Annotated in this window: 15 protein-coding genes; 2 read left to right on the top strand and 13 right to left on the bottom strand. The window is 62.8% G+C overall.

The genetic code is table 11. From position 1 onward, the window contains the following. Window positions 1–51: 51 nt before the first annotated feature. The 9 genes from AC2VNO_RS01245 to AC2VNO_RS01205 all read right to left on the bottom strand — a co-directional run bounded on the left by AC2VNO_RS01245 (window position 52) and on the right by AC2VNO_RS01205 (window position 10,335). Window positions 52–909, bottom strand: coding sequence for a sugar phosphate isomerase/epimerase family protein (locus AC2VNO_RS01245; RefSeq protein WP_486932442.1), 858 nt, complete (start codon window positions 907–909; stop codon window positions 52–54). Beyond that, window positions 906–1,916, bottom strand: coding sequence for a DUF6005 family protein (locus AC2VNO_RS01240; protein WP_486932441.1), 1,011 nt, complete (start codon window positions 1,914–1,916; stop codon window positions 906–908). Before AC2VNO_RS01240 ends, AC2VNO_RS01245 begins: the two co-directional genes overlap by 4 nt. Continuing rightward, entirely contained in the window at window positions 1,913–2,182 is a 270-nt protein-coding gene (locus AC2VNO_RS01235; protein WP_486932440.1) for a phosphopantetheine-binding protein, read from the bottom strand. The genes AC2VNO_RS01240 and AC2VNO_RS01235 overlap by 4 nt, the downstream gene beginning before the upstream one ends. Further along, window positions 2,179–3,501: an AMP-binding protein gene (locus AC2VNO_RS01230; RefSeq protein WP_486932439.1), complete on the bottom strand. Its 1,323-nt coding sequence runs from the start codon at window positions 3,499–3,501 to the stop codon at window positions 2,179–2,181. The genes AC2VNO_RS01235 and AC2VNO_RS01230 overlap by 4 nt, the downstream gene beginning before the upstream one ends. A 1-nt stretch (window position 3,502) precedes the next feature. After that, window positions 3,503–5,296 carry an IucA/IucC family protein gene (locus tag AC2VNO_RS01225; RefSeq protein WP_486932438.1) on the bottom strand — a complete coding sequence of 598 codons (1,794 nt, stop codon included), beginning with the start codon at window positions 5,294–5,296 and terminating at the stop codon, window positions 3,503–3,505. Next, on the bottom strand, window positions 5,283–7,109 hold the full coding sequence (locus AC2VNO_RS01220; protein WP_486932437.1) for an IucA/IucC family protein: 1,827 nt from the start codon (window positions 7,107–7,109) through the stop codon (window positions 5,283–5,285). Before AC2VNO_RS01220 ends, AC2VNO_RS01225 begins: the two co-directional genes overlap by 14 nt. A 74-nt stretch (window positions 7,110–7,183) precedes the next feature. After that, complete coding sequence (locus AC2VNO_RS01215; RefSeq protein ID WP_486932436.1) at window positions 7,184–8,557, bottom strand: MATE family efflux transporter; 1,374 nt, start codon at window positions 8,555–8,557, stop codon at window positions 7,184–7,186. Between the two features lie 147 nt (window positions 8,558–8,704). Then, window positions 8,705–9,724 (bottom strand): anthranilate phosphoribosyltransferase, encoded by a 1,020-nt coding sequence (trpD, locus tag AC2VNO_RS01210; protein ID WP_486932435.1) that lies wholly within the window; start codon window positions 9,722–9,724, stop codon window positions 8,705–8,707. Window positions 9,725–9,750: 26 nt separating this feature from the next. Continuing rightward, complete coding sequence (locus AC2VNO_RS01205; RefSeq protein WP_228573539.1) at window positions 9,751–10,335, bottom strand: anthranilate synthase component II; 585 nt, start codon at window positions 10,333–10,335, stop codon at window positions 9,751–9,753. A 346-nt stretch (window positions 10,336–10,681) separates the two neighbouring features. Between AC2VNO_RS01205 and AC2VNO_RS01200 the strand changes: the two genes are divergently transcribed. Beyond that, complete coding sequence (locus tag AC2VNO_RS01200; protein ID WP_486932434.1) at window positions 10,682–11,671, top strand: metal ABC transporter solute-binding protein, Zn/Mn family; 990 nt, start codon at window positions 10,682–10,684, stop codon at window positions 11,669–11,671. Window positions 11,672–11,740: 69 nt separating this feature from the next. Here AC2VNO_RS01200 and trpE read toward each other — a convergent pair whose 3' ends face one another. Genes trpE through rpe form a run of 4 tightly spaced genes read right to left on the bottom strand, consistent with a single transcriptional unit; the run spans window position 11,741 to window position 14,906 of the window. Next, the gene (gene trpE / locus AC2VNO_RS01195; RefSeq protein ID WP_486932466.1) at window positions 11,741–13,225 is read right to left on the bottom strand and encodes an anthranilate synthase component I; all 1,485 of its coding nucleotides are present in this window, start codon (window positions 13,223–13,225) and stop codon (window positions 11,741–11,743) included. After that, on the bottom strand, window positions 13,225–13,920 hold the full coding sequence (locus AC2VNO_RS01190; RefSeq protein ID WP_486932433.1) for a phosphoglycolate phosphatase: 696 nt from the start codon (window positions 13,918–13,920) through the stop codon (window positions 13,225–13,227). The genes trpE and AC2VNO_RS01190 overlap by 1 nt, the downstream gene beginning before the upstream one ends. Then, a complete protein-coding gene (locus AC2VNO_RS01185) occupies window positions 13,905–14,198 on the bottom strand; it encodes a GIY-YIG nuclease family protein (protein ID WP_486932432.1) in 294 nt (97 codons plus the stop codon). The genes AC2VNO_RS01190 and AC2VNO_RS01185 overlap by 16 nt, the downstream gene beginning before the upstream one ends. A 9-nt stretch (window positions 14,199–14,207) precedes the next feature. Continuing rightward, a complete protein-coding gene (gene rpe, locus AC2VNO_RS01180) occupies window positions 14,208–14,906 on the bottom strand; it encodes a ribulose-phosphate 3-epimerase (RefSeq protein WP_228573534.1) in 699 nt (232 codons plus the stop codon). Between the two features lie 173 nt (window positions 14,907–15,079). On the opposite strand from rpe, the gene cysP reads away from it, so the two are divergent. Beyond that, entirely contained in the window at window positions 15,080–16,090 is a 1,011-nt protein-coding gene (cysP, locus tag AC2VNO_RS01175; RefSeq protein WP_486932431.1) for a thiosulfate ABC transporter substrate-binding protein CysP, read from the top strand. Window positions 16,091–16,107 lie beyond the last annotated feature (17 nt).

Below are 16,107 nucleotides of genomic sequence, written 5' to 3'. Positions count from 1 at the left end.
GGGCGCCGTTGGCGCCCCTTCTCTTTTTTGCTTCTTCAGGCTGGCCGCGTCTCAGCGGAAAGCCACGGCCGACGGCAAGGTGCTGGCTACAGGGTTCAGCCGCTCACGCAGCTGCTGCTGATCGCGCTTCAACACCTCATGGCAATCGCCGCCGAACCACTCCAGCGAGACATCCATCGGCTCGCGGCTCTCCATCAGCCAGTCGAGCAGCGGAGCGTAGTCGCAGGCGCCCTCCAGTATCGGCACCATGCCCTGACGACATCCTGCCGGTGAGTAGACGTTAGCCGGAGCAAAGACGCCAAGCTGACTGCGCTGGGCAATGTTCTTGAAGTGGTAGTGCCGTACCCAGGGAGCCAAGTCTTGCAACGCCCCCAGCGGATCGACGCCGGATTCCCATACGTGCAGCACATCGAAGTTCACCCCGAGATTTGGGTGATCCACCGTCTCGAGCAACTCACGGGTGGCGGTCAGATCGTCGGCCAGGGTATTGGGGTGTGTCTCCACAACCAGGGACAGCCCTTCGTCTGCCACACATTGAGTGAGGGAGCGCAGTCGGTTCGCCAGCTCACCGCGCTCGGCCAAGCTGAGTGCGGCACTGCTTCGATGCCCGGCAAAAGTGCGCAGCTTGTCGGCTCCCCAATGACGAGCCAGCCGGCACAGCTCACGGGTATAGGCCTGTGCGTCTCGCTCCGCACCTTCCAGAGGCAAGTAGTCGCTGATCATCGGAACGCAAAGCCCTTGACGACGTATCCATTCGCCGTCGACGGCAGCGTGTTCGAGCAGATGACGGGCGTGCACGCCCCATAGCTCGATGCCGTCGAAGCCCGTGCGCGTCGCCCAGGCGGCGAGCTCCGGCAATGAGACGAGATGATGGCGGAAGGAGATGGTGCACAGATGCAGGCGGATCATGACATGACTTCCTTGTGGGAGATGGCTTGGGGCAGCGCCTGGGTCGGCTGACCCAGCCACCAGGCATCGAACAGCGCCTGCAATGCCCGCTTGATACGAAATTCCCTTGCGTCCTGCTCGTTCAGCAATTCCTCCACGCCAGAGGCCAGTCCCGGCTGGCGGGTCATCGCCAGTTTCATGGCGCGATACTGAATCCGCGTGTAGGTCTTCACCAACGCCTCGATCTCCTCGCACCAGGCTTCGAACCAAGGGTCGCCCTCGGCCTGCCGCCCCTGTTGCTCCAACAGCCAGGCGAAGGCGTGCTCGTAGGCGTACTTGCGGATCGCCATCACCGGAATCTCGCGCAAGGCGGGAGTGAGGTGCACCAAGGGCTCTTGCGCCGCGGGACCGACGTGAGCACGCAGGATGTGCCGCAGTGCGTCGGTGAAGGGGTTCTCGTCGCGCTTCATGCACTGTCGAAAGTAAGCCGCCACGGTGTCCCGCGGCGTGTGACGAATCTCCAACCCATCGAAGTAGAAGCCACCCGCAGCAGCCGGCGAACGCACGGCGTCGAGAATCCGCGTCTTGGGCAGCTCACCTTCCCAGCGAAAATCGGGGTCGGACATGAACCAGATATCGGGGTCGCCGGTGGTCTCGAGCATCACATAGTGGGGAAAGGGATTCTGATGGAACTTGTTCTCCCGCTCCGGTAGCCGGTACATGTCCAGCATCACCATCACCTGGCGATCCGCGGGGCGCTGCTCGACCAGCTCCACCAGGCGGTCAACGTTGGCCTCCTTGTCCAGGCCATGGGCATACCACTCTTCGATACGAATACCGTAGAGCAGCCGATACCACTCGCGGAAGCCCTCGTGACGGGTATGCGGCGAGTGATAGGAGAGTTCGTGACGCGCGTTGACCGAGAAGTCGGCGTCCCAAACGCCGAAGTAGAAAGGACGATGATCCACCCCCGGGGTGCGCTTGATGATCTCGCACACACAGCTGACGAAGCAGTGCACCTTGATCATGAGGCCAGCTCTCCCTGCCAGCGCTCCAGCAGGTCGACGAGATCCTCCACCCGCTGCAGGTCATCGCCGATCACGGCGTCCTCGGGTACCGCCAGGCCATGCTCGAGTTCCAGGTGCACGAAGAGCTGCAATAGCATGATGGAGTCCAGCGCCAGATCTTCATTGAGCCTGGCATGGGGACTGAAGCGGCTAAGATCGGCCTGAGGCAGGTGCCGTTGCAGGACCTCGGCGATAACCTCCAGCAGACCCTCATTGCTGCGATTCATGACGCCACCTCATCGGCCTGAACGCTCGCCTCACAGGGATCGCAATGGGCCTGGGCCAGCCGATGGCGGCTGATCTTGCCGTTGGGAAGTTTGTCGATGTGCTCCACCTGCTCCAGCACCATGGGCACCTGATGCGGCGCCAGCCGTTCACGGCACCAGCGCCGCAGGGTTTCGCTGTCCAGCATCTCGCGGGCCACGAACTGCAGGCAGACTCGCTCGCCGGCGTAGAGGTCGGGGCGCTTGAAGGCCACCGCTTCCTCTACCAGCGGATGACGCAGGAAGACGTCCTCGACGTCACCGGGGTAGACGTTGATGCCCGCCACGTTGATGGTGTCATCCAATCGTGCCAGGAAGTGCAGCTGCCCCTGATCGTCGAGAAAACCCAGGTCGCGGGTTTCGATGACGCGCTCAGTCTCTGCTTCGACGACGCGAATCTCCTCCGGTACCTCGGCGGAACGTCCCGCACTGACGCTGAGGTGGGCCAGGGGCCGTCCCATCAGCCCGGGGGAGTCGGCACGCGGCGCAATGGCGATGCAGCCCGCCTCGGAGCAGCCGTACTGCTGACAGACGCGTCGGGCACGGGAACCGATGGTCTCGAGCAGCGGGCCCGGCAGGGCCGCACCGGATAGCATCACGGTATGAAAGCTCTGCTCCTGCGGCAGCATGCGCACCAGCAGGCTTACCAGGGTGGGCGCTGCATACAGCAGATGCCGCGGATGGTCGCGCAGGGTGCCGAGAATATAGCGCGGATTGAGGTTGGTGATGATGCGAGGCGCCACACCACGCCGCAAGCCGGCGAGAAAGCCGCAGATCAGTCCGTAGGAGTGAGTGACCGGGCAGGCGACGATCGGGATGAGGCCTTCGGCCTCGATGAACTCCGTTACATAGCTCTCCAGCTCCCGATCGATGGCGGTCCACGCGCGTGCGATGGTCTTGGGGCGACCGGTGGTGCCGGAACTGAGCTGAATGAGCTCTCCGCCGGGAGCGGGCTCGGCGACATGTCGCCCAGGCATGGGGGCCAGGGGCTCGAGAGTGGCGTCATCGCCGTGCAGCAAATGTTCGCAACCGGTCTCCCGGGCCAGCTCGCGAGCGGCCTCCAGGGGCGTGCCGGGGTGAATGGGCAGGACGCTGCCGCCCTGCGCCTTCAAGTGCAGGCAAAGCGCCAGCCACTGGAAGCTATTCCTGAGGCAGACGGCAAGGCGTCGGCCCTGCGGCGCGGCAACGACTCGATGACGACACAGGGCCTCGATGGCCCGGTCGATATCGGCACGGGTATAGGGGGTGGTATCCACGACGAAAAGGGGATCGGTATGTGTCACGCTAACCTCGGTGTACGGCTCGGTTCTCGGGAGCCCCGGCATCTGCCAGAGCGTTGGGAACAAGGTGATGACATTCGGCGGCTTCGGCCCCCCGTAACTTGTGAGTGATCAGCGCCTCGGCAGCGATCCATGGGCGCCGGTAATCCAGGCACACCAATCGCTCGGACAGTTCGGGATGGGCTTGGGCATAGCCCGCCAGACAGTCGTTGACATGCGTCCAGAAGAGCGCCTCGGGCAGGCGGTAATAGCGCTCCATGAGCAGTGCCAGCTCGCTGAGGTGAAACACGAAGAGCGTATCCATCACCAGCTCGCGCAGGGCTTCCACAGCCCCCATGCGGTAGTAGCGATCATCGGGAGCAGAATCATAGAGGGGTTGACGCACGCCGAAATCGGGGCGCGGAGCGCCCTCGGGCAGGAAGGCATCGACATACTCCACGCTGTCGTGAAAATCGCGCAGCAGCAGAGCCACCGGCCAGCCTTCGCGCACTACCAGCAGCCCGTTCTGAGCGTGGGCTTCGACGGCGATACCGTGGGCTGCCAGCAGGTGCCATACCGGCAGTATCACGCTGCGGATCGCCGCTTTCAGCCAGGGCAAGACACCGTGACTCTCGACCCATGGCTGGATGAAAGGTCGACCGTCGGCTTCCACAGTAAACAGCGCATTGAGAGGCACTGCGCGCTCCCCGGCCGACAACTGGGAGGCGATACTGCGGCGCCAGATGGCCCCCAGCTCACCGGCCAGAGCATTGCTCTCCTCCGGGCGCGCGGGGTGGCCGGCATAGATAAGTCCGGCATACTCATCGAGCAGGCGCAGCGGGTAACGCCGTTCGAAGCGGGGGTCGCCCTCGACGGTCGCACGCAGCCAGCGGGAGATCGCCGGCGCCGAGGGCACTGAGTGAGGCTCCAGGTGCCGCCTCGCGGAGGTGTTGCCGATGCCCAGGGGAAGCTTGATGCAGGCCTGGCCCGGGCGGCTGGCGTTGAACAGCGAACGCAGCGACTGACTGGGGCGGTAACGATCGCCTAGCGCTCCCAGGGCGATGATATCGCCGCGCGCCAAGGCCGGCGCCAGGACACCGTTGCGCAGCGCCTGCCACTGCCACGGGTGCACCGGCAGCACGCCGTGGCGATGCGGATCACCGCCCGCTCGCTGCAGCGCCACTCTCAGCGCCTGGGCTGTCTCCATCCCCAGCTCATGGCGCCAGAAGAGATCCTCTTGCAGTGGCAGGCAGGCCAAACGCTGATCACGCGGCACGGCAAGCCAGTGCAAGCGAAAGGTGTTCCCCGCCTCGGGGCCGAACACTACCTGATCATGCTGGCTGAACCCCAGGCGGGCCTTGAAACAGGGGTGATAGGGGTGCCCCTCGTGGAGCGCGCTGTCGAGCGCCTCCGCATCCAGTGTCCGACGTTCGGACTCCCGGCGGCAGTCGCGGGCATTGCAGACGGTCGCCTGCAGCTCGTGCAAGAGGGCCGAGCGACGCTCTGGCGGCGCCGCCAGCCGTTCGACCAAGCCTTCCAGACCAAGAAAGACCCGCTGCCCGTCGCGCATCAGGCACAGGCTCTGCACATTCAACCGAATGCGCCCGAAGCCCCGGACCTGCCCCTTGCATCGTCCTTGCAGCTCGCCCAGCGAGAAGTGCAGCCACTGCCAGCCGGTCATGCAGGCAGCACCACGGTGAGGCACCAGGCCTTCGAACAACAGCGCCTCCAGCAGCTGGCGGATCACGCGTGACTCTACCGGCTCGGGGCGGGCGCAGCCCTCGACGGCTTTCGCCGCCGCCGTTTCAGGCCACGTCATGACGAAGATCGCTCGCCACTTCGCGAATAGCCTCGGTGCCGAGGACGAGCGAGGCCAGCAGCGGGTTGGGAATGCGTGTGTACACTGCCATCTCGAGTTCTGCGTTCAACTCGTCCACGTCATGCACGCGAGTCAGCAGGTTACCTTTGTAGGGCAGGCTTGCCTCTTTCAGCAGCATGTCGACTAGGGGTCCTGCCGCCCCCACCAGACTCCTGCGCCACCGCTCCAGAGCGCCTCGCACCATGTCGAGCAGGACCCTCTCCTCCACCAGTCCATCCTGGCCGAAACGCGCAATCACCGAGAACAGCTGATTGGCTATCAGGTAGTAGCAAAAGCGGTCTCGAATCATCTCGTCCCGATAAAAGAGTTCCGGCGTCTCGGCAACTTCGGGACACAGCGTTTCCAGGCTCGGGCGGCACGCTTGCGAGAGGTAGAAACCCTGATTGTCGCGATAGTAATAGCGGGACGGATAACCGCCACTGAGGTCCAGCAGGCTGTTCTGCTGATGCGCCTCCAGGGCGATACCGTGAGCATCGTAGAGACGAAGCGCGGGCTTGATGGCACAGCTCAGATAGTGACTGAACCAGTCAAGGCTGACGGCGGTCAAGCTACGCCCCTCGTTGAGCGCCAGCCCTTCGACGAGGCAATAAAGGCGTGAAGGACGACCCTCCAGCGGGTCCTGGGTCAACGTTGCCAGGGAGATCACGCCTCGGTCCCGGCCTTGAGTGAAAGGGTTCTCCCGCAGAATCAGCTCGAAGCCGCTCTCGCGCAGACCCGGCAGGCGCACGGTGAGATAGGCGGGATCCTGGAGAAAGCAAAAGTCGGGTTCGGCCGACAGAAAGCCGGTGCGCGCCAGCAACCGCGCCATGACCATGCCCGCACGCAGCTCGTGGGCCTTGTTGACACGCAGGGAGTTGGTAACCTTGACGGGGATGGAGAACTTGATCATCCAGTCCGCCTCTTCGCAGTAAAGCGTACGTACCGAAGATGTCGCGGCAAACATCGGGCCCAGGCTACCCAAGGGCTGAATCAGGCCGCTGGCCATCGCCTCGATGACTGCCGGCTGGGTGAGCAGCCACTGGGCCTGTAGCGGATGGGCCGGCACCACGACCTGCTCGGCAGACAGCCTTGGCTTCACCGCGCCTTTCGCCATGATGGCCGCCACCAGCCCAGCGGCATCGGCGTCGAGACAGGAGCCCTGCTCGATGAGATCGCGATGCACCGCAAAACACGTCAGTTGAAACGTACCTGCCATCTCCGGGGCATAGGCGGCGTGCTGCCACTCGGATAGGCCCTGGCGGCTCTTGGGGGTGGGATGGGCGGAGTGACCGAACAGCAAGGCTTGCTCGGTATCGATGAAGCGGTCCGAGTCCAGCCGGGGGTCATGGCGGCGCGCCTCCACGTAGCGCATCATCACGCTGTAGCTGTCGGCGAGGCGGTACATCAGTTCGAGCTCACGAACCTTGCGCAGCTCCGGCACCATCCCTGAGGGCCGCGCGTAGAGTTCACGCACCAGCATGGACATGGCCTGGAGCGGCTCCAGCCGTTGCCAGCGGTGCTGGGCAAGACGCCGATGCCAGATCCGGCCGAAGCGATGGCGCCCCGCGCAGGAGCGGTAGAGCACCTCGATCGCCAGCCTTGCTTGCTGCGAGGCCAGCTGGAACTCACATATCTCGCTCTCCAGGCCCGCTCCCACCCCTGCGACCCGTTCAGCGGCCCCGCCCCAGCAACCGGGATCGACCTCTCTCAAGTAGCAGTGCATGAGCGCCTGAAAGCTGGCGTGTTCCGCGATTGCCCTGGACGACGGTCCCATTGTGATACCCCATGACGATTGCCTGGGGTAAAACTAAATGAGAATCATGATCAAACGAATCGGTTTTACAACTTTTACATCCTGCCGCTCTGGGGCAATAGCCGAGCAGGCCGGAAGCGTAGAAAGAGGGCCAGAGCCAAGGCGAAGGTGAGCCACTCGGCAAGGGGCAGTGCCACCAGCAGCGGCCATTGGGGAAAGAAGTTGGCAATCGTCAGCAACAGCAAGGCCGGCAAAAGCAGGCTTCGCGCCAGGGCCACGGCGGCAGAAGGCAATGGCTTGTGCATGGCAGTCAGGTAAACCGACAGCAGCACATTGAGACCGTTGATCAGAAAGAGAGGCCAGAGAACGATGAGAAAACCATCCGCCAGCCGCGCAGTTTCCGGATCCGCGGCAGGATCCAGAAACAGACGCACCAGCCATCCCCCCTGGAACCAGACCGCAACGACCAATAACCCGCCCAGCGCCAGAATGACGCTGGCCGCGCAGCCCATGAAGCTGCGGATCCGCCGGGCGTTGCCCACCCCCAGGTTGTGACTGAGGAGTACGTGCATGGCATCGGCAATGCCGTAGAACACCATCAGACTCATGAAGATGAGGTAGTTGACCACAGTAAATGCCGCCACGCCCGTGGCCCCCAGGCTGATCATCAAAAGCCAGTTGATCACCAGCATTACCAGACCAACCGAGGCCTCGTTGACCCACTCCGAAACCCCGTTGGCGCCCGCTTTCACTACCTCACCCCAATTGCGCTGACGCAGGCGGAAGCGCAACCGCCTGTGCCCTATCCCGAAATAGCACAGCAGAATGGCAAGCTGCAGGAGCTGAGCGATTCCGGTAGCCACGGCAGCTCCGCGCAGTCCATATCCGAGATACCCGATCAGCAGAGCATCAAGCGCGATATTGGTACCGGCGCCGACGATCAGCGCCGTCGTGGCCAGGCCGGGGAAGCCATCGAGGCGGACGAAATAGTAGAGCACCATGGTGACAAGCTGTATCACCAGCACCCAGGCGAATATGAGGAAGTAATCCGACATGAGAGGGAAAAGATCGCTAGACCCTCCCAGCAGCCGATAAAGTGACTCGTGAAACCACAGGCCCAGCCCCGCCGCACTCAGCGCCAGTACGAAGGTGGCGATCAGGCATTTACTGAAAATCGCCGAGGCCGCCGCCGGGTCGCCCTCGCCCAAGGACTTGCCGGCGCGCACGGTACCGCCCACTGCCAGCGCCAGCGCCAGGCCGAACAGCATGGCGAAGCAGGGAATCAGCAAATTCAGCGCGGCCAGCGCCTCGCCGCCGACGAAGTTGCCTATGAAGATTCCGTCGACGATGTTGGCCGTGGTCAATGCCAGCAGGCCCGCCACCGAGGACAAGGCGTAGCGGAGAAAAACTGGCCAATGAGGTCCGGACAGGATCGGATCTTGCCGCTCAGGGGGGCTGCTGGTAACCATGATAAAGACTTCCTGGCCCATCGAGATCCGTCATGATCGGCTCGGTCCTGCGATGCACGAGGACAGGCTCCTCAACACGCTCTCCGACGTCATGACGATCATCGAAATGAGAATGATAAGCAGCCACAATAGCGCATTATGCGCCTATCAGGAAATCAATACGCGGGTGAAGTCCGCCAGCTCCTTCATTTTCTCCAGGGGGAGCTTCGAGGCCTGGGCATCCTGGGCCATCAAGACGCCCTCTTTGAGGGTATCGGCGATCCCTGCGCAGTAGAGAGCGGCCCCGGCATTCAAAGAGACGATATCGGCCGCTGGCCCCTCGCCGACCAGCGCCTCGCGCACCAGCCTGAGACTGTCCTCGGCGCTGACCACCTTGAGCGGCGCCAGCTCCTGACGTTCGATATTGAAATCCTCGGGCGTGACACTATAGCGGCGTATCTCGCCATCCTTGAGTTCGGCAACGTGGGTAGGCGCGGCCAGGGAGATCTCGTCAAGCCCGTCCTCCGCATGTACCACCATGACGTGGCGACTGCCGAGATACTTCAGCACTTCGGCCATTAGCGGCACCAGCTCGGCCGAGTAGACGCCAAGCACCTGATTCGGCGCCCCGGCGGGATTGGTCAGAGGTCCCAATATATTGAACAAGGTACGCACGCCCATCTCCCGCCGCGGGCCGATGGCGAAGCGCATGGCGGGGTGGTGGTTGGGCGCGAACATGAAACCCACGCCCACCTGCTCGATACAGCGTGCCACCTGCACCGGCTTCAAATCGAGGTGGATGCCGGCCATGTCGAACAGATCGGCACTGCCGGAGGAGGAGGAGACGCTACGATTACCATGCTTGGCCACGTGGGCGCCGGCAGCGGCCGCAACGAAACTGGACGCGGTAGAGACGTTGAACAGGTTGGCCCCATCGCCGCCCGTGCCGACGATGTCCACCACGTTCTCGGCATGAAGATGCACTCGCTTCATCAAGTCACGCATGACCTGAGCGGCGGCGCCGATCTCCTCGGGGGTCTCCCCTTTCATCGCCAGCCCCACCAGCAGCCCGCCAATCTGGGCATCGGTGGCTTCACCGGTCATGATCTGGTGCATGACCGCGTGGGTCTCGTCGAAACTCAGGTTCTCACGGCGCATCACCGCAGCAATGGCGTCTCGCATCTGCATGGGCAGTCACTCCTCTTTGGGGCGGGTCAGCGACGCTTCAGGAAATTGGCCAGCAGCTCATGCCCCTGGCGAGTCAAAATCGACTCCGGGTGGAACTGCACGCCCTCGATGTCCAGCTCACGATGACGTAACCCCATGATCAAATCAGGCGTCACGTCGTCAATATCGGTCCTGGACGTCACTTCAAGACAGTCGGGTAACGTTGCGGCCTCAACTACCAGGGAGTGATAGCGAGTGACCTCCAGCGGATCTTCGAGCCCGGCGAAAACGCCCCGACCATCGTGCCGAATTCGCGAGGTCTTGCCGTGCATCACCTGGGGTGCACGCACGACCTTGCCACCGTAAACCTGGCCGATGGCCTGATGCCCGAGACAGATGCCCAGAATGGGCAGGCGACCGGCAAAATGCTGGATCGCCGCGAGTGAGATACCCGCTTCGTTGGGGGTGCAGGGGCCCGGCGAAATGACCAGATGGGTAGGTGCCAGCGCCTCCATCTGTTCCAGCGTGATGGCGTCGTTGCGGTAGGTCACCACGTCGGCACCGAGCTCACCCAGATACTGCACAACATTGAAGGTAAAGCTGTCGTAGTTATCGATCATCAGCACGGACATGGCGTAAGGTCCTGTTCCAGCGTATCTGTCAATTCCAGTCGTAGGGGGCGACCAGCCGTGCTGGGCTGCTTCAGGCACAAAAAAGCCGCCCCGACGGCGGCATTTTTTCAGTCGTCAGCGTGCCGCCCCTCGCTCAGGAGCGCCACCACTGGGTAGAGTTCGGCGTATAGGCATCTGCGTTCATGTTGCAATAGTGCCGTCGTGGCAGTCGGGCTGTCAACGCCGGAAACGCGGCTCGACCTGGGACCCGACGTGCGTTGGTCTCAGGCAGGCAAGTCTCAGCTGGTCAGCTAACCTCCCAGTCTCTATCATCGGGCAGTGCGCTACCGCAAAAAGGAGATTGACGATGCGCTCTTCCCGCCTTGCCCGCATATGGCTGACGTTCCCTTTGGCCGCCATGGTCGGCAGCGTTACCGTAGCGTCAGCCAATCCCAAGGTAGTGGCCAGCTTCTCGGTTCTCGGAGACATGGTCAAACAGGTAGGCGGCAACGATATCGAACTGGTGTTATTGACGCCTATCGGCGCCGAGGTGCATGAGTGGGAGCTTACCCCCAACAACTTCATCGCCCTGGAAGATGCCGACATCGTCTTTTACAACGGCTACCAGCTCGAACAATGGATGCGTCAGGTGCACGCCACGGTGGGCAACAGAGCGCCGCTGGTGCCGGTGGCGGAGGCCTCTGAATATCCGACCCAGCCGATCGTCACGGGGGAATATACCGGAGAGCCGGACCCACATCTGTGGATGGATCCGCGTGCGGTGGCGGCCTACATGCAGGTCATTGCCGATCGACTCGGCGAGCTTTACCCACAGGCAGCGGACAATTTCCAGGCGCGCGCCGCCGCTGCCAGAGAAACGCTTGTACGGCTGCATGAGGAAATAGAAGAGCTGCTCGCACCGATTCCCGACGAACACCGCCTGCTTGTCACCACGGAGGCGGCCTTCGTCTACTTCGCCCAGGCCTATGACTTCCGCCACGACGGCATATGGGGCAGCAATTCCGAGACCGAGGGCTCTCCCCAGCAGTACATGCGCATCGTCGAAATGATCGAGCGATCCCAACCGGGCGCGCTGTTCTGGGAAAGCACCCTGTCGGATCGCTACATTCGCAGTATCGCCGCCGATACGGGGGTTGAGGTGGCCGGCCCACTCTATGTGGATTCAATCGGCGAATCCGGCAGCGAGGCCTCGAACTACGTCAACATGATGCGTCACAACGCCAGTCTGATCCGCAGCGCCCTGGCTGGCGATGGCGATGGCGACGACATGAAAGAAGACAAAGAAGAAAAGGAAGAAGAGAAGGCCGCCCGGAGAAGCAGAACGAAGAACGAATGAGAGCCTCCTGTAGGATTGTTCCACCGGCCCTGTCGCTCATCGAGCAGCAGGGCCGGTTGCCTTCAGCGACTAGAGATTGTCCAACCCCCTCTCGGCCATGGCCACGGCTCGGAAGATGGCGCGCCCCTTGTTGAGCGTCTCCTGCCACTCCATCTCGGGTACGGAATCGGCCACCACTCCGGCCCCGGCCTGTACATGCAGCTCGCCGTCCTTGATCACCGCGGTACGAATGGCAATGGCGGTGTCCATGTTGCCGTGCCAGGAAAGGTAACCCACCGCACCGGAATAGATGCCGCGCTTGACCGGCTCCAGCTCGTCGATGATCTCCATCGCCCGGATCTTGGGTGCCCCCGAGAGCGTGCCCGCCGGGAAGGTGGCGCGCAGTACGTCCATGGCGGAAAGCCCCGGCTTCAGTCGCCCGGTGACGTTGGAGACGATATGCATGACGTGGGAGTAGCGCTCCACGGCCATCTGGTCGGTCACCTGTACCGACCCCGTCTCGCATATGCGGCCAACGTCGTTGCGCCCCAGGTCGATCAGCATCAGGTGCTCGGCGATCTCCTTGGGGTCGGCCAGCAGCTCGGCCTCGAGCGCACGGTCCTCCTCCTCGGTTTTGCCGCGTACCCGAGTGCCGGCGATGGGTCGTACCGTGACCTCGCCATCTTCCAGCCGCGTGAGAATCTCCGGAGAAGAGCCCACCACGTGGTGATCGCCCAGGTTGAAGAAGAACATGTAGGGCGAGGGGTTGAGGCTGCGCAGCGCACGGTACAGGTCCAGTGGCGAAGCCTGATATGGAATCGACATGCGCTGGGAGGGCACGCACTGCATGACATCGCCGGCCAGCACGTACTCCTTGATCTTGTCTACCGCCGCCTTGAAGCCGTCTTCGGTGAAGCCGGAGGTGAAATGCCCCTCCTCTACCGCAACGCGCCCGGTGCCTGGGCTGACGGCTTGCGCAACGGCGCTGCGCAGGCGCTGCTCCAGCCCTTCCAGACGCGCTACGGCCGATGCATAGGCATCCGTAGCCGCGGGGTCGGCATGGGTCCACAGCGTCAGTCGTCCGGACAGGTTGTCGAACACGACCAGTTCGTCGCACACCATCAGCAGAATGTCAGGAACGCCGAGAGGATCGGGCTTCTCGACACCGCGCAGACGCGGCTCTATATAGCGAATGGTGTCATAGCCGAAGTAGCCCACCAGACCACCATCGAAGCGGGGTTGATCGTCGAGCTGTGGCACTCGGAAACGGGTCTGGAACTGCTCTATCCAGGCAAGAGGGTCGCTCACTTCAAGCGCTTGTCGGCATTCGCCATGACGGAAGTGGCTGACATGGAAACCACGTACCTCGATACGCTCATGACTCGGCAGCCCGATGATCGAATAGCGCCCCCACTTCTCGCCGCCCTGAACCGATTCCAGCAGGAAGGTCCAGGGCTCGTCGGCCAGCTTCAGATAGGTCGAAAGCGGCGTATCGAGATCGGCCAGGACCTCGCGAGTGACCGGAATGCGGTTATAGCTGGCCTCGGCCAGGGCACGGAAACGATCGGGCGTCATCATGACGAATTCCTCGAGAGTGGGATGGTGTCGACGAGTTCTGCCAGGGAGTCAACCAGCGCATCGGGCCGGCTATCGCCTATCGGCTCACCATGGTTGTAGCCATAGGTTACCGCCAGGGTTCGAAAGCCGGCAGCGTGCCCTGCCGCCACATCATGGCGAGAGTCCCCCACCATCAGGCAGGCCGCAGGCGCCCGGTCGAAGCGTTCGGCCACGTGGCGCAAGGGAGCCGGATCGGGCTTCTTCTGCGGCAGGCTGTCGCCACCGAGGCAAAGCGCGAAGTGATGCTCGAGGCCAAACTGCTCGAGGATGGGCTGAATGAACGCGGCAGGCTTGTTGGTGATCAGCGTCAGCGTCAGTTCTCTGTCCCGCAGCGCATCCAGGCACTCGCGCACCCCGGGATAGAGAGAAGTTCTCGAACCGGGGTCGCGTCCGTAGTACTCGAGAAAGGCCGTATGGGCTCGGGCCAGAAGCTGCTCGTCGGGCATCTCCTGCCGAGCAAACGTCAGCGCCCGCTCCATCAGTATGAGAGAACCGTTGCCCACCCAGTCGCGTACCCGAGTCTCGCCCGCCAAGGGTAGTTCCAGTTCAGCCAGGCTGGCATCGACGGCCGCTGCCAGGTCGGGGACGGAATCTATCAGGGTGCCGTCCAGGTCGAAGCTGACCAGCCGTATGCCGCTCAAGATGGGGTGCATGGTGATTCCTCGTGACTCGACCGGCCTGCCAGCCAGGCCCTTTTGCGTGCTGCCGTGAGCCGCTTGATCTCGGCCTCGAGACGCAGCGCTTCCGCATGACCGCCGACCGGCTCCTGATGCACCAGCGTCAGCGGGCTCCGTCCGCGCAGCGACTTGGCCCCGCGCCCGGCGGCATGCTGAGCCACGCGCCTGGCCACGTCGGTGGTGATACCGGTGTAGAGCGCCCCTCGAGGCGTTTCCAGCATATACAGGTACCACAGTGGCGACGGGTTGGTCATGGTGCCGGCCTACACCGATGCCAGCTGCTCGCGAAAATCGCGCACTACGCTGTCGTAGCGGTGCGGATCGCTATCACTGCCGGCATTGAAGATGGCCGAGCCTGCCACGAAAGTGTCGGCACCCGCGCGGGCAATGTCGGCAATGTTATCGACCTTGACGCCACCGTCGATCTCGAGCCGGATGTCCCGACCCGAGACGTCGATGCGCCGGCGCACCTCACGCAGCTTGTCCAGCGTGGCGGGAATGAAGGCCTGTCCACCGAAGCCGGGGTTGACGCTCATCAGCAGGATCATGTCGACCTTGTCCATGACGTAGTCGAGATAGGAGAGCGGCGTGGCGGGATTGAATACCAGCCCGGCCTTGCAGCCTCCGCTGCGAATCAGCTGCAGCGAGCGGTCGATATGCTCCGAGGCTTCCGGGTGAAAGGTGATATAGCTTGCCCCGGCATCGATGAAGTCGCCGATCAATCGGTCCACCGGCTTGACCATCAAATGGGCGTCGATGGGAGCGGTGACGCCGTGCTTGCGCAGCGCCTCGCAAACCATCGGGCCGATGGTCAGGTTGGGCACGTAATGGTTGTCCATGACGTCGAAATGAACGATGTCGGCCCCGGCGGCCAGCACGTTGTCGACTTCCTCGCCCAAGCGGGCAAAGTCTGCGGAAAGGATCGAAGGAGCTATCAGAAAGTCGCGTTTCGCGTCACTCATGGGAGAAACCAGCCATCGCTCGTGGAAAGGCGCCATGGTACCAGACTGCTCCGAGAGCCGACTCAAGACAGCCAATGAAGCTTATAGAAAAAAAGAATAAAAACCCGGATTGTAATTCCACATGCGCAGACATACCCTTGCACTCAATGACCTTTCCTGTCGGAGATATGCGCATGTTGCTCCCCACCCTACGCCGTACTCTCATTGCCGCCGCCCTGGGCCTAAGCCTGGCCACTCCGGCCATGGCCGCAGAGCGCGAAATCCTCAACTCTTCCTACGACATTGCGCGTGAGCTTTTCGCGGCGATCAACCCCGAGTTCAGCAACCACTGGCAGGGGGAGCAGGGCGAGGAGATCGGCATTCAGCAGTCCCATGGCGGCTCCTCGGCCCAGGCCAGAGCCATCCTTCAAGGGCTGCGTGCCGACGTGGTGACCTATAACCAGGTGACCGACGTCCAGGTGCTGGCAGACGCCGGACTGGTGGCCGAGGACTGGCAGCAACAGCTGCCCAACAACGCCTCGCCCTACTACTCCACCACTGCATTCCTGGTGCGCAAGGACAACCCCAAGGGGATCGAGAGCTGGGACGACCTGGTACGTGAAGACGTGAGAATGGTCTTTCCCAACCCCAAGACCTCGGGTAATGGTCGCTATACCTACCTTGCCGCCTGGGGCTTTGCCCAGCAGGAGTTCGACGGCGACGAGGAACGGATCCACGATTTCATGCGCACCTTCCTGCGCAACGTGGCGGTGTTCGATACCGGCGGCCGCGGTGCCACCACCAGTTTCATCGAGCGCGGTCTCGGTGACGTACTCATCAGCTTCGAGTCCGAGGTCAACAATATTCGCCAGGAGTACGGCAGCGACGACTATGAAGTGATCGTGCCCCCGGTGAGCATTCTGGCCGAATTCCCGGTAGCCGTGGTCGAGCCCAACGCCGAGCGCAACGGCAACCTCGACCTGGCCCAGGCCTATGTCGAATATCTCTACAGCGAAGAGGCCCAGCGTCAGCTGGCCGGTTTCAACTATCGCGTGCATCACGAGACGGTAGCCGAAGAGTTCGCCGATCATTTCCCCGAGACCGAGCTCTTGCTGGTCGAGGATATCGCCGGCAGCTGGGAAGAAGCGATGGAAACCCATTTCGGCAGCGGCGGCCTGCTCGACCAGTTGCAGCGGCGTCGCTGATGCTTGCACCGCATGAC

It is taken from the genome of Halomonas sp. TH-94, from assembly GCF_057473365.1.
Note: the sequence above shows the minus strand (reverse complement) of the source record. Positions and strands in the feature narration are given on the sequence as shown.